The following is a 15,073-nucleotide window of genomic DNA, read 5'->3' on the forward strand; positions in this document are numbered from 1 at the left end:
TACCGTCGGCGACCATGACGACGACGACCAGCTCTTCCGCCGCCACCGAGCATCTGACGATCAGCCCGAAGGTCCTGTACTTCGGGACCCCGGTGGTGCTGCTGAGCACCGAGAACGACGACGCCAGCGCGAACCTCGCACCCATCTCCTCGGCGTGGGCTCTCGGCCACGTCGTGGTGCTCGGACTCGGCCGCGACGGCCAGAGCGCCGACAACCTCGCCTCGCGCCCCGAAATGGTGATCAATTTTCCCGCCGCGCACCAGTGGGAAGCCGTCGAACGCCTCGCCCCGCTGACCGGCCGGCACCCGGTACCGGTCCAGAAGCGTGACCGCTTCCGCCACGAACCGGCGAAGTTCGAGGCCGCCGGGCTGCACCCGCAGCCATCGCAACACGTGCGGCCACCCCGGGTGGCCGACTGCCCGCTGCAACTGGAGGCCCGCGCCGCGCACGTCCGCGCCGACGCAGGCGGCGACTTCCTGATCGTCGAGGCCCACGTCCTGGCCGTGCACGCCGACGCAAGCATCGTCGTGCCGGGAACCAACCACGTCGACCCGAAGTCCTGGAACCCGCTGATCTACAACTTCCGCCACTACTTCGGCCTCGGCGACCAACTCGGTCACAGCTTCCGCTCCGAGACGCCCACGGTGTGACCGCCGACGGCGTTGACGGCCCTTCTGCCCCCGCGCTCGTGGCCGGGGCCGCCTCTCATTCGCGCGGAACCGCCCCGGGGTGACGGCCGCCGCCACTAGCGTCGGGACCATGCCCGCCCGTCCGTCCCGATGGTCGATGCCGCCGCGGGTACTGGAGGCACCGTCGTACCTGCAGGCGTTCGTGCTCTCCGGGGTGGTGACGGTGCTGGTCACGCGGGCCTTCCTCCAGGCGGCCGGCTACCCGCGGCTCGGCGGCGGCGGGTTCCACATCGCGCACGTGCTCTGGGGTGGACTGCTGATGACCGCCGGCCTGGGTGTCGCGCTGGTCTTCCTCGGCAGCGCCCCGCGCATCCTGGGCGCGATCCTCGGCGGGACAGGGTTCGGGCTCTTCATCGACGAGGTGGGCAAGTTCGTCACGGCCGGAACCGACTACTTCTACGCCCCGGCCGCCGGCATCATCTACGGCGCCTTCGCCCTGCTGGTCGTGATCACCCAGGCGATCCGAGGCCGGACCCGGCTCACCGGCCCGGAGCGGACGGCCAACGCGCTCTACACGGTGGTCGGCGGGCTCCGCACGGGGCTCACCGATCGGCGTCGCACAGCGGTCATGCGTCAGGTCGACGGCTGCGGGCCGGACGTCGAGGAGGCGGTGGCGAAGCTGCTGGACGCCGTTCCCCGGCGTGAGCCACCCGGCCCCCGGTTCTGGCAGCCCTGGCTCAGCCGGGCCCGCCGGGCGGTGATCTGGGTGACCACCCACCGTTGGGTGGTGTCGCTGGTGGTGCTCTACCTGGTGGGCGAGCCGTTCGTCGTCGTGCTCACGGTCGTGCGGGACGCGGTCACCGGCCTGTTGCCCGACCAGCGGGAGTGGCGGGCGGTGGTCGGGGTCTCGATCTCCGCGCTGATCACCGCGGTGCTCGGCATCCGCGGGGCATTGCTGCTTCCACGCGACCGGGTGCGAGCCTTCCGACTATTCAAACTCGCGCTCCTCGTGGACCTGCTGTTCGGGCAGATCTTCAGCTTCACCGTCGATCAGTTCGGGGCGCTCTCCGCGCTCAGCGTGGACCTCTTCCTGCTCGCGGTGGTGACCGCCGAGCACCGCCGGCTCTGCCGGCAGGCACCGACGTCGGGCAGGTGAGGTGCGGCTGACCGGCTTTGGCTGGTCGCTCCGCCACCTGATCGGCGGCGGCCTGAAAACGGCGAAGCCGGTCGTTGCCCCCCACCGCGCCTGGACACACAGCGTGCGGCCTCCCAGTTCTGGTCGGGAGGCCGCCGCCGACTGAAATTCAAGCGTGGGGATTTTGGGATCCGGCGATCAACGGACGAGGCGAATTTCCACCGGACCGGTGAAAGCACCGCCGTCGAGATCCGAAGCTGTGGCCACGGCCATGCCCGGGTGGTACGGCATACCGCTCCGCGACTGCACGAGAATCTGGGATGTCTGCGTGGAAGAACTGCAGGTGCCGAAGAGGAAGCCGAAGCCCTCCACGAGTTGATTCCCTCTGGCCTGTGCGACGTAGACCTCGATGTTGGCGGGTTCGGAGGGGGTGCACTGATACGTGACCGAGACGGTCACGAAGACCCCTTGGGAGCTGACCTGTGCTGTCGGGGCAAGCTCGATTTGGGAGACAGCGGCTGAGGCAGGAGTGGGGAAAACCAGGACCGCAACGAGGCATACGACACCTGCCAACAGCGCCGACACTCGTCTTTTCATGATCCAACTCACCTTCCTTACGACTACCCGCCCCGTACACAATTTCGGGGCATCGGTCGGTGTCGTTCAGTCATCACGCTACTCGTGACGCTCCGTGATCGGCCTGACCAAGCAGACGGTGGTGGCTGACTGATCGGCCCGGTTGCCGCCTCCGATCTACGAGTCGTCTGGCCCCCGCCGGAGGCAGCTTTGGCTGCAACACTGTCGCGATGTTGATGTGGATTGGGCGGGCAGGGTCGTTGCTCGTGGCGCTCACCTTGGCACTCGTCGGCATGCTGTTTGTCGGCGGCGCGTGGAACGCCTGGGACCCGATGTCGCCGGATGGGCCGCCTGCCGGCGACGCTTCGCGGATCTACGAGATTTTCGTGGCCTTGTTCGGTCTGAGCCTCTTGGGCGGCGGCATCTGGCTCGCTGTCCGAGTCGCCCGCCGAATGCTTCAGCGCACATCGTGACCTGCCCAGCATTGCCGACCGGAGGTCGCCAGCAGGCCGGGGCCGGGCCGGCGCGGCCCGCCTGCGGGCCACCGCCGCGTCGATGACGCTCGACGTGCACGCGGGGCTGTTCGGTGACGACCTGGACGCGGTCGCCAACCGGCTGGACGAGGCGGTCGCGGCGCGGGATGCGGACCATTTGCGGACCGGCAGAGCCGGCGGCGGTGTCGTCGACCTTGGGAAACGGCGAAGCCCAGGTCTCTGACCTGGGCTTCTGTACCGAGCCGCCTGACGGAATCGAACCGTCGACCTACGCATTACGAGTGCGTCGCTCTAGCCGACTGAGCTAAGGCGGCAACGATCGTCAAGTGTACGGCACGACCGGCCGCCCGGCCGAGCGGGATCCCCCACCCGCCCCACCGACCCGGGCATCCGGGGCCGAACCGTCGTTCCCCGGACAGCGATGGCGGCGGGTCCGGACTACGCTGCGGCGGGTGACGGACGATCGCGCCCCCGACGACGACCCGCAGGACGGCGCGGCGGCGAGCCCGCACGCGAGCGAGGCGGCCGGCGGGCGGGCGGCGCGCCGGCCGCGCAGCACCGATCCGCGCGAGCTGGGCTTCACCCCGCGCAGGCCCGTGCCGTGGCTCGCGCCCTTCCTGCTGATCAGCACCGGAATCCGTACGCTGCTGGCGATGCTCTTCGGGGCGTACCTGGACAAGCGGGAGCTGCAGAACGCGTTCGGTGACGGGATCTTCCGCCAGGTCGGGCCGGACGGCGGGCTCTGGCTGGACTACGTGGCCGACCTGGGCGACGGCTTCAACGCCACCTACTCGGTGGCCTACCTGATCGCCCAGCGCGAGCTGGAGGTGGACGGGCACCGGCTGCCCCGGGCGCAGACCCTGGTGATGGGCGGCGACCAGGTCTACCCGTCGGCGGCGTACGAGGCGTACGAGGACCGGTGCAAGGGGCCCTACCAGGCCGCCCTGCCCGTCAGCCCGCCCGAGCGGCCGACGCTCTTCGCGGTCCCCGGCAACCACGACTGGTACGACGGCCTGACCGCCTTCCTGCGGCTGTTCGTCCGGTCCCGGGACCGGCACTTCGGCGGCTGGGACACCGGCCAGTCCCGCTCGTACTTCGCCGTCGAGCTGCCCGCCGACTGGTGGCTGCTCGGCCTCGACGACCAGTCCGGCTCGTACCTGGACGACCCGCAGCTCACCTACTTCGACAAGGTCGCCGAGCGGCTGGGCCCGCAGAGCCGGGTGATCCTGACCGTGCCCGCGCCGACGTGGGTCAAGGCCGTCGACCACCCCACGGCGTACGACTCCATCGACTACTTCATCCGCACGATCATCGCGCCCACCGGGGCGCAGGTGCGGCTGCTGATCTCCGGCGACCTGCACCACTACGCCCGGTACGCCGGCCCGGACCGGCAGTTGATCACCTGCGGCGGTGGGGGCGCGTACCTCTACCCGACGCACAAGCTCCCGGAGCGGATCGAGGTGCCCCCGCGCGACACCCTCGCCCGGCGGGCCAGCACCTCCCGCCCGTACGACCTGGCCGGCCGTTTTCCGGACGCCGCCCGCTCCCGGCGGTACGGCTGGGGGATCTTTCCCCGGCTGCCGCTGCGCAACCCGGGCTTCACCACCCTGCTCGGCACCCTGCACACGCTGCTGATGCTGGCGATGGCCGGTGTCGTGAGCAACCGGACCGGCACCGAGCAGCGACTGTTCAGCGTGCCGCTGGTGGCGATGCTGGTCGTCACGGTCCTCGCCGCGGCCTTCTTCGCCAAGCCGCCCAGCTCCGGCGGGAAGCGGCACGCGCGGCACTGGATCCTCGGCGTGGGTCACGGCCTGGCCCACGTCGGGCTGGCCGCCGCCGGCACCTGGGCCTGGCTGGCCCTGCCTCTCTACGACTGGCCGTGGCCGCTGCCGGCCGTCGCCGCGGCGGTGGTCTACGGCCCGGTGAGCGGGCTGGTGGCGAGCCAGCTCGTGGCCGCGTACCTGCTGGTGGCGGGCGCGTTCGGGGTGAACGTCAACGAACTCTTCGCCGGCCAGGGCATCGAGGACGCGAAGGCGTTCCTGCGGCTGCGCATCGACCCCGACGGCACGCTGACGATCTACCCGATCGCGGTCGACCGCGTCGCCCGCCACTGGCAGGTCAACCCCGACCAGTCCCCCGAGTCCTCCTGGCTGGCGCCGAAGCACCCCCTCCGCCCCCGCCTGGCCGAACCCCCCACCACCCTCACCTGACCACCCCACCCGGGCGACCCGCGCCTTCCGACGGCCTCGTTGATCATGAAGTTGTTGCTGCGACACGCCCCGATGCGGGTGGCAACAACGTCATGATCAACCGAGCGAGCCGGGGGGAGGGGGATGGGGGTGGGTCAGGGGTTGTAGTGCTGGTCGTGGGCCTGGCGGGGGCCGCAGACCGAGGCGCGGGAGCAGGAGCAGCGGGAGCCGTCGCCGTCCAAGCGGACGGTCACCGCGTCTCTCGGGACGCTGTGGCCGACCACGCGGCCGTCGCCCTCCGGCGTCGACACCCGCGCGCCGATCGCCGGGGCGGAATCCTGGAACCGCTGGTAGAGAGGATGCTCGTACTTGAGGCAGCACATCAGCCGGCCGCACGCGCCGGAGATGCGCAGCGGGTTGAGCGGCAGGTCCTGGTCCTTGGCCATCCGGATGGTCACCGGCTCGAAGTCGGTGAGGAAGGTGGCGCAGCAGAGGTCGCGGCCGCAGGAGCCGATGCCGCCCTGCACCCGCGCCGAGTCCCGGGCGGAGAGCTGGCGCAGCTCGACCCGGCAGTGCAGGGTGGCCCCCAGGTCACGGACCAGCGAGCGGAAGTCCACGCGGTGCGGGGCGGTGAAGTAGATGGTGCTCCGCTCGCCGCTCCCCTCGCCGGAGCCGAACACGTGGTCGACCGCCACCACCTTCATCGGCAGGCCGTGCTCCCGGATCAGCCGCTTCGCCGCGACCTTCGCCTCGGCCTTGCGCCGGCGCACCGCCTCGTCGCGGCGCAGGTCCTCGTCCTGCGCCAGCCCGGCCAGCCGGGGGAAGCCCGCCGTGTCCTCGGAGACCCACTGTGCGGCCCAGACGCACTCGGCCACCTCGGGCCCGTCGTCGGTCGGCACCAGCACCTTGTCGCCGACCTGCGGGCGCAGCTCGCCCGGGTCGAGGTAGTAGAGGCGCCCGTACCGCTGGAAGCTGACCGCGCAGAGCATGCCCATGCCTCTCACCCTACGACGGCCGGGCGGCTGCGGCCGGGCCGGCCGCAGCCGCCCGACTACGCCGTGCAGTCATCCACAGTGGTCGAACCGACCGATCCGCAGGCCACCTCGTCGTGCCGTCCCCCCTCGCCCGGACGGTTGATTCCGCTGCCCCGCACGGGACAAACGAGCACCGGAGGCGTTGAGTGGAGGCAGACCTGCGGGGGGTGCAGGGGGAAAGGCCACGGCGTCGCCGCCGGAGCCCGGCCGTACCGGGCCCTGGGCGCGACGCCGTGCGCCGTGCCGGGGTCCGTCACGGAAACGCCGGGCGCGCCGCCCGGACGGGGCGGTCGGAACTACCAGCCGATCCGGGTGGGGGCGTCGTAGCGGGGACGGTCGGCCACCGGCTCCCACCAGCGGGACTCGGCCAGGCTCGGCCCCCACTGGCGCAGCAGCGTCTCCGCCCCGTCGTACGCGACGCAGAGCACCACCAACACCCGCGCGGCGATCTCGGCGGCCTCGGCCCCGCCCGGCCTCCGGTGCCCCGGCCCGCCGCCCGGCACCGAGGTCGCCGCGACCACCGCCACCGCTTCGGCGGAGCGCAGCACGTCGGCCAGCGCCCGGGCCAGCGCCAGCCGGCTGCCCTCCACCCAGTCGGCGAGCGCGTCGGCGTAACCGGCGGTCGACTCCAGCCGCCCGACCAGGCTCTCCGGCCCCTCGTCGAGATGGCGCAGCAGGGCCGCCCGGGACTGCCCGTAGGCCGACGCTGCCGGACCGGACCAGAGCACCGGATCGGCCAGCGCGGCGGAGGCGGCGTCGTAGCCCCGGACGAGCCGGCGCGCCGCGTGGCCGGCGCCCGCCAGCGGCGCCGGGTGCAGGTCGAGGAAGTTCCGGACCGCCTCGCCGGGGAGCACCTGCATGCGGCGCAGCAGCGGCCAGACGCGGTGGCCCTCGGGCGCCCCGGCGGCGAGCAGCGTGTCGACCCGGCCCAGCAGGTCGAGCCCGGGCTCGGCGAGCCGGTCCAGCGTGTCCATCACGCCTCCCCGGTCAGCCGGTGGCGGGCGGCGCGGTCGGCGTCGGCGTAGTGGTCGGCGGCGGCCCGCACCGCCGCCGCCGCGACCGCCAACCGCTGCGCCACGGCGTGCGCCTCCCGGGCCCGGTCGCCGGTGGCCGCGATCCACTGCCGGTGCAGGGCCCGCCCGATCTCGCCGGGCCGGCCGGGGGCGTCGACGCCGAACGCGGCCTGCGGCGGGTCGCCGGCGGTGACCGTGCGGGACACGGCCGTCATGGTCTCGCTCGCCTGGTCGAGCCGGGCGGCGAGGGCGTGCAGGGTGTCCATCTCAGGCTCCCGCCAGCGGACGGTAGGCGGCGAAGGTCTCGTTGTGCAGCTTCTCCCGGGCCCACTGGGCGGCATCCGCCGCTGCGGTGACCGCGGCCTGCACCGAGCCGGCGACGTCCCGGGGGCTGCGGGTGTGCAGCGGGCCGAGGAACCGGACGTCGGTGATCCGCCCGCCGGCGGTGACCACCACCTCGACCAGCCCGTCGGGCGACCGGACGGTGACCTCGACGGTCGCCACCGCCCGTTCGAACTCGGCCTGGAGGGACTCGGTCCGGCGGTAACGCCGCACCGCCTCCTCGATCCAGGCCTCGTCGATCTCCCCCCGCGACATCGGCGGACTCCTCCCGGACAGCCATCACTGAGCGTGCCGCCACCGTCACGGTACACCGGACCGTACCGCACAGCAATTGCGGCTGTCGATGCCTGTGGACAACCGACGCGGCCGGCGGAATCCGGCCCGCACGGAACGGGCGGGTCAGCCCTTCCAGAGCGCGAGCATCATCGCCTCGACGGCGATCCGGGGCTTGACGTTCGCCTCGATCGCCGCCCGGCACTCCAGCACCGCCTCCAGGCGGCGCAGCGCCCCCTCGGCGTCCCACTTCTGCGCGCCCGCCCCGGCCAGCGCGGCGGTGTCGGTGTGCACCGGCGCCACGGGGGCGCGCAGCGCCATGGTGAGCGCGTCCCGGTAGAAGCCGGCCAGGTCGACCAGGGCGCGGTCGAGCGCGTCCCGCTGCGCCCGGGTGGCCCGCGACTTCTGCCGCTTCTCCAGGTCCTTGAGCTGGCCGGCGGCGCCCCGGATCGCGCCGGCCGCGCCCCGCCCGGTGCCGCCGGCGCCGAGGGCCGTCTCCAGCGCCGCCCGCTCGGTCGCGTCGGTCTCCGCCACCGACGCCGCCGCCTCCGCCTCCGCCGCCTCGATGAGCGCCGACGCCGCGTCGAACGCGGCCCCCACGCCGGTCAGCCGGCGCGGCACCGCGAGCACCGCCTCCCGGCGGGTGCGCGCCTCCGGGTCCCGGGCCAGGCGGCGGGCCCGGCCCACGTGCCCCTGCGCGGCCGCCGCCGCCCACTGCGCCACGTCGGGCGCCACGCCGTCGCGGCGGGCCAGCACCTCGGCCACCGCCTCGGCCGCCGGCTGCCGCAGCGGTACGACCCGACAGCGCGACCGGATGGTCACCGAGATGTCGTCCGGGTGGGTGGACGGGGCACAGAGCAGGAAGACCGTACGCGGCGGCGGCTCCTCGATGGCCTTGAGCAGCGCGTTGCCGGCGGCCTCCGTGAGCCGGTCCGCGTCCTCGATGACCACCACCTGCCACCGCCCGCCCGACGGGGTGCTGGCGGCGCGCAGCACCAGCGCCCGCATCTCGTTGACGCCGATGGAGAGCCCCTCCGGCACCACCAGCCGGACGTCGGCGTGCGTGCCGGCCATCGTGGTGTGGCAGCCGGGGCACTGGCCGCAGCCGGTGCCGTACGCGCACTGCAGGGCGGCGGCGAAGGCCCGGGCCGCCACCGACCGGCCCGACCCGGGCGGCCCGGTGAAGATCCAGGCGTGCGTCATCCCCGCCCCGGGATCGACGACGGCACCCGCCCCCGTGCCCCCGGCACCCGCGCCCTCGGCCTCCTCGGCGAGCGCGTCGAACTCGTCCCCGGCGGCGTCGGTCGTGGGCGGGACGGCGGCGGCGCGCAGCACGGCCGCCGCCGAGGCGGCGGCGCGGCGCAGCGTGTCGACCGCCTCGTCCTGCCCGACCAGGTCGGCGAAGACGTCCGGCATCAGGTCCGATGCTCCATCGTCACCAGCTCCGATTCGGATAACTCCGGCTGCACCGAGGTGTCCGGCCCCTGGGCGGGGCGCGGGTGCACGATGCCGCCCGGGGTGCCCAGCATCTCCTCGACCCGCCGGGCCACCTGCTCGGCGATCTCCTCGACCGGGCGGGACGCGTCGAGCACCAGGTAGCGCTTCGGGTCGGCGGCGGCGAGGTCGAGGAAGGCGTACCGGACCCGCTCGTGGAAGGCGACCGACTCGGCCTCCACGTGGTCGGCCGCCTCGGCGCGGGACGCCACCCGGGACAGGCCGGTGCGCGGGTCGACGTCGAGCAGCACCACCAGGTCGGGCTTGAGCCCGCCGGTGGCCCAGGAGGACAGCCAGGAGACCTCGTCGACGGGGAGCGTCCGGCCCGCCCCCTGGTACGCCAGGGACGAGTCGACGTACCGGTCGCTGATCACCACCGCGCCGCGGACGAGCGCCGGCCGGACGACGGTGGCCACGTGGTGCGCCCGGTCGGCGGCGTAGAGCAGCGCCTCGGCGCGCGGCGACGGCACGTCGGACCCGGGCGCGCCGAGCAGCAGCGACCGGATCCGCTCGCCGACGGCGGTGGCGCCCGGCTCGCGGGTGACCACCACGTCGCGCCCCTGCCCGCCCAGCCGCTCGGCGAGCGCGGCGAGCTGGGTGGACTTGCCGGCGCCCTCGCCGCCCTCGAAGACCACGAAGAGGCCGGCGGAGACGAACGGCTCGGCGGGCATCAGCGGGCGGCCCCGGATGGAGCCCCAGAGGTCGGCCAGGACGGGGACGCCCTTCTTGTCGTCCATCTGCCCGAACGCGCTGATCCCGGCGAAGATGCCGGCGGTGCCGGCGGCGAGCAGCAGCAGTCGGGTGGACGAGATCGAGACGCCCAGGTCGGCCAGCTCCAGCCGGCGCGAGCCGCCGACGCCGGCGAGCAGGCTGCTCAGGCCGATCGCCAGGATCAGCACCAGCCGGGTGCCGATCTGCACCACCGCGAAGACCCGGCCCCGCACCTCGTCGGCGATCTCCCCGCCGAGCAGGGTGGTGCCGGAGAGGAAGGCCATGCCGGCGCCCGCGCCGACCAGGATCGCGCCCACCATCGCCATGGACAGGTGGATGGCGAAGGCCAGGGTCATCACCGAGGCGCTGGCCAGCACGATGCTCATGCCGAACCAGCGCCGCCGGGACATGTCCTTGACGATCATCGGGCCGAGCCCGATGCCGAGCGCGAGACCGACGAAGATGGCGCCGAAGAGCAGGTAGAAGGCGGCGTCGCCGGCGCCGAGCGAGGTGGCGAAGAACTTCGCCGTGCCGATCACGATGCCGCCGCCGGCGAAGGCGCCGAAGATGCCGAGCACCAGGCCGCGTACCAGGGGGGTCTGCCCGATGAACCGCCAGCCCTCCTTGAACTGGCGCAGCATGCTCTGCTCGCCGCCACCCCGCTCCGCGGCCTGCCCCTGGCTGATCTCCTTGATGCCGTACGCCACCACCAGCGCGGTGGCCAGCCGGGAGAACGCGTTGAACCAGAGCGCCAGATCGGCCGGCTCGGCCCAGTCCGGCGTCGAGCCCCCGGTGGCCGCCCGTACGATGCCGTCGAGCGCGGCGAGGATCAGTGCGGCGAGGACCGGCGTGAGGCCGTACGTGGTGATGAGCGTGAGCTGGTTGGCGGCCTCCAGCCGGGCGCGCGGGATCAGGTTGGGGACCGCGGCCTCCTTGGCCGGGATCCACAGCAGCGTGATCGACTCGATCAGGAAGGTGGCGGTCGCCGCCCAGCCGACCACCACGCCGCCGGGAGCGCCGAGCAACGCGACCAGCGGGATCGAGGCGAAGAGCAGGAACCGCAGCACGTCGCAGATGACCATCGTCCAGCGCCGGTCGAACCGGTCGGCCAGCACGCCGGCGATCGGGCCGAGCACCAGCGCCGGCAGCAGCCGGATGGCGATGACGCCACCGAAGGCGGCGCCCTTGGCGGTGCTCCCCTCGACCTGGGAGGCGGCGAAGACGGAGGTGGCGAGCAGGCCGAACCAGTCGCCGAACGAGGCCGCCCCGAGCACGATCCAGAGCCGGCGGAACGGGGTGATCCGCAGCACCGACCGGATGCCGGCGTAGCCGGACAGGTCGGCCTTGGGCTGGTCGGCGGTGCCGCCGGGATTGTTCGATGACGACGACACGCCGGGCGACTCGCCGTTGAACTGGCTTTCGATGGCCGTACCTCCACGTGCCGGCCCATCGCTGGGCAGTCCCGGTGGAACACTCTAGACCCGGTGGGGGACCTTCCCCGCCGCGACATTCTCCTGCTCGCCGAGCCTAGGCCGCCGCGGCCACCGCCGTCAGCCCGGACAGACGCGAGGGTATTTCGCATTCACTCCCAGACAGTTAGCGTGCAGACGTGGCCACCGAAAGCGACAGACTCCGTGAGCGGCTCGACCGGGCGACCGCGCACCTCGACCCGCCGTACGCCGTGGTCGACCTCGCCACCTTCGACGACAACGCCGCCGCGCTGGCCGGCCGCGCCGGTGGCAAGCCGGTCCGCGTCGCCAGCAAGTCGGTCCGCGCCCGGGAGCTGATCGGCCGGGCGCTGGGGCGGCCGGGCTGGCACGGCGTGATGGCCTTCACCCTGCCCGAGGCGATCTGGCTGGTCCGCGCCGGTGTGACCGACGACGCGCTGGTGGCGTACCCCACCGCCGACCGGGGGGCGCTCGCCGAACTCGCCGCCGACCCGGCGCTCGCCGCCGCCGTCACGCTGATGGTCGACGGCACCGACCAGCTCGACCTCGTCGACGCCGTGCGCGCTCCCGGCGGGCGTCCCGAGCTGCGGGTCTGCCTCGATTTGGACGCCTCCTGGCGACCGCTGGGCGGGCGGGTGCACATCGGGGTGCGCCGCTCGCCGGTGCACAGCGCGCGGGCGGCCGGCGCGCTCGCCGCCACCGTCGCGGGCCGCGCCGGCTTCCGGCTCGTCGGGCTGATGTCGTACGAGGCGCAGATCGCCGGCCTCGGGGACGCGCCGCCCGGGCGGGCGGTGCTCGGCTCCGCGATCCGGCTGGCCCAGCGCGGGTCGTACCGCGAGTTGCTGGCCCGCCGGGCCGCGGCGGTGGCCGCCGTACGCGAACACGCCGACCTGGAGTTCGTCAACGGCGGCGGCACCGGCAGCGTGGCCGCGACCAGCGCCGATCCCGCGGTCACCGAGGTCACCGCGGGATCGGGACTGTACGGGCCGACGCTGTTCGACGCCTACCGCGCCTGGCGCCCCACCCCGGCGGCGTTCTTCGCCTGCGCCGTGGTCCGCCGCCCGGCGCCCGGCCTGGCCACCGTGCTCGGCGGCGGCTGGGTCGCCTCCGGCCCGGCGGAGGACAGCCGGCTGCCCCGCCCGTGGCTGCCCGGCGGGCTGAAGCTGGTCGGCACCGAGGGGGCCGGCGAGGTGCAGACTCCGCTGGCCGGCGCGGCGGCCGCCACCCTGCGGGTCGGCGACCGGGTCTGGTTCCGGCACGCGAAGGCCGGCGAGCTGTGCGAGCACGTCAACGAGCTGCACCTGGTCGAGGGGGATGCGGTCGTGGCCACCGTGCCCACCTACCGGGGCGAGGGCCACGCCTTCCTCTGAGACTCACCGACCCGGCGCACCCCGGGCCGTCCTGCCGTTTTCCGCCGCCCGGCGCACCCCGGGCCGTCGTGCCCTGTCCACCGGCCGGCGCACCCCGGCCGTATCGTCTCTCCGTACCTGTCGCCCGGCGCACCCCGGGTACGTCCTACGCACCGTGTCGTCCCGCGCCCCGCTTCGCGCCCGGCGCACCCCGGGCCTTCGCGTCCGGTCCCGCCGCCCACGCACCCGGGCCGGCGGGCCGGGGTCAGCCCGGCTGGCCGGCGTCGGCCGGGGCGTCGACCTGCCGGTGCAGGTACTCCCGGATCAGCGCCTTCGCCTCGGCCAGCACCCGCTCGTCACCCTCCGGCTGCCGACGGAACGCCAGCTTGATCAGCGCGTCGGCCGTCTCCACGGCGATCTCCAGGTGGAACCGGAGGTCGGGGACGTCGGTCAGGCCGAAGCGCTCACCGAGCACGCGGGCCAACTGGTCCGCGATCACCCCGTTGTTGTCCCGCTGCTCATCGAGCAGGTGCAGGTCGACCACGTCGCCGAAGTGCAGGGTACGGAATCCCGGAACGGTGCGGTGCATCGTGATGTACTCGTCGATCCCCGCGTCGACCCCGTCCCACCAGTGGGTCATGTCGTCGGAGGCGAACCGTTCGTCGAGCCGCTGGAGGTAGGACTCCATCGTGCGCAGGGTGAGCGCCTGCACGATCGCCCGCTTGTCCGGAAAGAACTGGTACACCGACCCGATCGCCACCTCGGCACGCTCGGCGAGCAGGGTCGTGGTGAGCCCCTCGTACCCCACCTCGTCAACGAGTTCGGCGCAGGCGTCCAGCATCCGCTGGACCCGAGCGACACTTCGACCCTGCACCGGTACGCGACGCAGCGGCCCGGCTGTGGCGGCTGGTGTGGACACTCGGCGCCACCCCCCTTCGACGGATGAACATATCTGCACGTCACGAGTTCGTGACTACCGGTACAACGAGCAAGACTCGATTGCGGTATTTACCTGCGACAACGTTCCTGATATGAAGTCAGTTCACATTCATGTCGAGGAGTGTGCATGGCCGGCACCGCAGCGTCCACCGCCGCCTGGTCCAACTGGGCCGGCAACCAGCGCGCCACCGCCACCGCCATCCTGCGCCCCACCTCTCTCTCCGACGTCACCGACGCCATACGCGCCGCCGCGACGGCCGGCGACCGGATCCGGGTGGTCGGCAGCGGCCACTCCTTCACCGGCGTCGCGGTCGCCGAAGGACGGCGGATGGAACTGACCGCACTGGACACCGGCGTACGCGTCGACGTCGGCCGCCGACTGGTCACCGTACCGGCCGGGATCACCCTGTGCGCGCTCAACGACCTGCTCGCCGCGCACGGTCTCGCGCTGCCCAACCTCGGCGACATCGACGCGCAGACGATCGCCGGGGCGATCTCCACCGGCACCCACGGCACCGGCGCCGCGTACGGCTGCCTGTCGACGTTCGTCGAGGCGCTCACCCTCGTCACCGGCACCGGCGAGGTGCTGCGCTGCTCCGCCGACGAGAACCCCGACGTCTTCGCCGCCGCCCGGGTCTCCCTGGGCGCTCTCGGCGTGCTGGTCGAGGTCACCCTGCGCTGCGTGGACGCCTTCGTGCTGCACGCGCACGAGCGGCCGGCGCCGCTGGACGCCGTGCTGGCCGACCTGCCGGCGCTGGTCGAGGGGCACGACCACGCGGAGTTCTACTGGTTCCCGTACACCGACCGGGTGCAGGTCAAGACCAACGACCGGGTGCCCGTCGACGACCGGCCGCTGCCCCGGTGGCGCGGGTGGCTGGACGACGACTTCCTGTCCAACACCGTCTTCGAGGGCGCCTGCCGGCTCGGCCGCGCCGTGCCGGCGCTCGCGCCGAGGATCAGCGCGGTCTCCGCGCGGGCGCTCACCGAACGCCGCTACACGGGCCGCTCCGACAAGGTGTTCTGCACCCCGCGCCGGGTCCGCTTCGTGGAGATGGAGTACGGGCTGCCTCGCGAGGCGCTCGGCGAGGCGCTCGGCGCGCTCCGGCGGATCGTGGACGGCCTGCCCTTCAAGGTGCTCTTCCCGGTGGAGGTGCGGTTCACCGCCGCCGACGACATCTGGCTCTCCCACGGGTACGGGCGCGAGTCGGCGTACGTGGCGATCCACCAGTACGTCGGCATGCCGTACGAGCCGTACTTCCGCGCGTTCGAGCAGGTCGCGGAGGGGTTGGGCGGTCGCCCGCACTGGGGCAAGCTGCACTGGCGGGACGCCGGGTCGCTGGCCCCCGCGTACCCCCGCTTCCCGGACTTCCTGGCGGTACGCGACCGCCTGGACCCCGACCGCCGCTTCACCAACCCCCACCTCACCCGAATCCTCGGCTGAGGTGGG

The 15,073-nt window shown here is 73.5% G+C and carries 15 protein-coding genes and 1 tRNA gene; 7 read left to right on the top strand and 9 right to left on the bottom strand.

Going from position 1 to position 15,073, the window contains the following annotated elements:
* Positions 1–14: 14 nt before the first annotated feature.
* Both AB0G14_RS18840 and AB0G14_RS18845 read left to right on the top strand, forming a co-directional pair.
* Positions 15–650, top strand: a complete 636-nt coding sequence (locus AB0G14_RS18840; RefSeq protein WP_357698969.1) for a flavin reductase family protein — start codon at positions 15–17, stop codon at positions 648–650.
* Between the two features lie 136 nt (positions 651–786).
* Complete coding sequence (locus AB0G14_RS18845) at positions 787–1,785, top strand: hypothetical protein (protein WP_357699051.1); 999 nt, start codon at positions 787–789, stop codon at positions 1,783–1,785.
* Between the two features lie 177 nt (positions 1,786–1,962).
* On the opposite strand, the gene AB0G14_RS18850 is transcribed toward AB0G14_RS18845, so the two are convergent.
* The gene (locus AB0G14_RS18850; RefSeq protein WP_357698971.1) at positions 1,963–2,223 is read right to left on the bottom strand and encodes a hypothetical protein; all 261 of its coding nucleotides are present in this window, start codon (positions 2,221–2,223) and stop codon (positions 1,963–1,965) included.
* Positions 2,224–2,570: 347 nt separating this feature from the next.
* On the opposite strand from AB0G14_RS18850, the gene AB0G14_RS18855 reads away from it, so the two are divergent.
* Together AB0G14_RS18855 and AB0G14_RS18860 are read left to right on the top strand one after the other, a co-directional pair.
* Positions 2,571–2,813, top strand: a complete 243-nt coding sequence (locus AB0G14_RS18855; RefSeq protein WP_357698973.1) for a hypothetical protein — start codon at positions 2,571–2,573, stop codon at positions 2,811–2,813.
* An 82-nt stretch (positions 2,814–2,895) separates the two neighbouring features.
* Complete coding sequence (locus tag AB0G14_RS18860) at positions 2,896–3,057, top strand: hypothetical protein (protein ID WP_357698975.1); 162 nt, start codon at positions 2,896–2,898, stop codon at positions 3,055–3,057.
* A 17-nt stretch (positions 3,058–3,074) separates the two neighbouring features.
* On the opposite strand, the gene AB0G14_RS18865 is transcribed toward AB0G14_RS18860, so the two are convergent.
* Positions 3,075–3,148, bottom strand: a tRNA-Thr gene (locus AB0G14_RS18865).
* A 138-nt stretch (positions 3,149–3,286) separates the two neighbouring features.
* Here AB0G14_RS18865 and AB0G14_RS18870 point away from each other — a divergent pair.
* Positions 3,287–5,044 (top strand): metallophosphoesterase, encoded by a 1,758-nt coding sequence (locus tag AB0G14_RS18870; protein WP_357698977.1) that lies wholly within the window; start codon positions 3,287–3,289, stop codon positions 5,042–5,044.
* A 134-nt stretch (positions 5,045–5,178) separates the two neighbouring features.
* On the opposite strand, the gene ricT is transcribed toward AB0G14_RS18870, so the two are convergent.
* From ricT to tmk, 6 genes are all read right to left on the bottom strand, one after another.
* Positions 5,179–6,018, bottom strand: coding sequence for a regulatory iron-sulfur-containing complex subunit RicT (gene ricT, locus AB0G14_RS18875; RefSeq protein WP_357698979.1), 840 nt, complete (start codon positions 6,016–6,018; stop codon positions 5,179–5,181).
* Positions 6,019–6,353: 335 nt separating this feature from the next.
* Positions 6,354–7,031, bottom strand: a complete 678-nt coding sequence (locus tag AB0G14_RS18880) for a hypothetical protein (RefSeq protein WP_357698981.1) — start codon at positions 7,029–7,031, stop codon at positions 6,354–6,356.
* Entirely contained in the window at positions 7,031–7,336 is a 306-nt protein-coding gene (locus AB0G14_RS18885) for a hypothetical protein (RefSeq protein WP_357698983.1), read from the bottom strand. The genes AB0G14_RS18880 and AB0G14_RS18885 overlap by 1 nt, the downstream gene beginning before the upstream one ends.
* A gap of 1 nt (position 7,337) precedes the next feature.
* The gene (locus AB0G14_RS18890; protein WP_357698985.1) at positions 7,338–7,667 is read right to left on the bottom strand and encodes a YbaB/EbfC family nucleoid-associated protein; all 330 of its coding nucleotides are present in this window, start codon (positions 7,665–7,667) and stop codon (positions 7,338–7,340) included.
* Positions 7,668–7,811: 144 nt separating this feature from the next.
* Positions 7,812–9,101 carry a DNA polymerase III subunit delta' gene (locus AB0G14_RS18895; protein WP_357698987.1) on the bottom strand — a complete coding sequence of 430 codons (1,290 nt, stop codon included), beginning with the start codon at positions 9,099–9,101 and terminating at the stop codon, positions 7,812–7,814.
* Complete coding sequence (gene tmk / locus AB0G14_RS18900; RefSeq protein WP_357699053.1) at positions 9,101–11,200, bottom strand: dTMP kinase; 2,100 nt, start codon at positions 11,198–11,200, stop codon at positions 9,101–9,103. Before tmk ends, AB0G14_RS18895 begins: the two co-directional genes overlap by 1 nt.
* A gap of 299 nt (positions 11,201–11,499) precedes the next feature.
* Here tmk and AB0G14_RS18905 point away from each other — a divergent pair, with 299 nt between their 5' ends.
* The gene (locus AB0G14_RS18905; protein ID WP_357698989.1) at positions 11,500–12,708 is read left to right on the top strand and encodes an alanine racemase; all 1,209 of its coding nucleotides are present in this window, start codon (positions 11,500–11,502) and stop codon (positions 12,706–12,708) included.
* Between the two features lie 244 nt (positions 12,709–12,952).
* Here AB0G14_RS18905 and AB0G14_RS18910 read toward each other — a convergent pair whose 3' ends face one another.
* Positions 12,953–13,528, bottom strand: coding sequence for a TetR family transcriptional regulator (locus tag AB0G14_RS18910; protein ID WP_357698991.1), 576 nt, complete (start codon positions 13,526–13,528; stop codon positions 12,953–12,955).
* 225 nt (positions 13,529–13,753) lie between these two features.
* On the opposite strand from AB0G14_RS18910, the gene AB0G14_RS18915 reads away from it, so the two are divergent.
* On the top strand, positions 13,754–15,067 hold the full coding sequence (locus AB0G14_RS18915) for a D-arabinono-1,4-lactone oxidase (RefSeq protein ID WP_357698993.1): 1,314 nt from the start codon (positions 13,754–13,756) through the stop codon (positions 15,065–15,067).
* The last annotated feature ends 6 nt before the right edge of the window (positions 15,068–15,073 follow it).

It is taken from the genome of Micromonospora sp. NPDC023814, assembly GCF_040639595.1.
In the GTDB taxonomy this organism is placed as follows: domain Bacteria; phylum Actinomycetota; class Actinomycetes; order Mycobacteriales; family Micromonosporaceae; genus Micromonospora.

What these genes read in the sequence shown, in the direction of transcription:
- ricT (WP_357698979.1), bottom strand. Translation starts at nt 6,018, where the DNA reads ATGGGCATGCTCTGCGCGGTCAGCTTCCAGCGGTACGGGCGCCTCTAC.
- AB0G14_RS18910 (WP_357698991.1), bottom strand. Translation starts at nt 13,528, where the DNA reads ATGCTGGACGCCTGCGCCGAACTCGTTGACGAGGTGGGGTACGAGGGG.
- AB0G14_RS18860 (WP_357698975.1), top strand. Translation starts at nt 2,896, where the DNA reads ATGACGCTCGACGTGCACGCGGGGCTGTTCGGTGACGACCTGGACGCG.
- AB0G14_RS18895 (WP_357698987.1), bottom strand. Translation starts at nt 9,101, where the DNA reads ATGCCGGACGTCTTCGCCGACCTGGTCGGGCAGGACGAGGCGGTCGAC.
- AB0G14_RS18845 (WP_357699051.1), top strand. Translation starts at nt 787, where the DNA reads ATGCCGCCGCGGGTACTGGAGGCACCGTCGTACCTGCAGGCGTTCGTG.
- AB0G14_RS18890 (WP_357698985.1), bottom strand. Translation starts at nt 7,667, where the DNA reads ATGTCGCGGGGGGAGATCGACGAGGCCTGGATCGAGGAGGCGGTGCGG.
- AB0G14_RS18915 (WP_357698993.1), top strand. Translation starts at nt 13,754, where the DNA reads ATGGCCGGCACCGCAGCGTCCACCGCCGCCTGGTCCAACTGGGCCGGC.
- AB0G14_RS18880 (WP_357698981.1), bottom strand. Translation starts at nt 7,031, where the DNA reads ATGGACACGCTGGACCGGCTCGCCGAGCCCGGGCTCGACCTGCTGGGC.
- AB0G14_RS18885 (WP_357698983.1), bottom strand. Translation starts at nt 7,336, where the DNA reads ATGGACACCCTGCACGCCCTCGCCGCCCGGCTCGACCAGGCGAGCGAG.
- AB0G14_RS18855 (WP_357698973.1), top strand. Translation starts at nt 2,571, where the DNA reads ATGTTGATGTGGATTGGGCGGGCAGGGTCGTTGCTCGTGGCGCTCACC.
- AB0G14_RS18840 (WP_357698969.1), top strand. Translation starts at nt 15, where the DNA reads ATGACGACGACGACCAGCTCTTCCGCCGCCACCGAGCATCTGACGATC.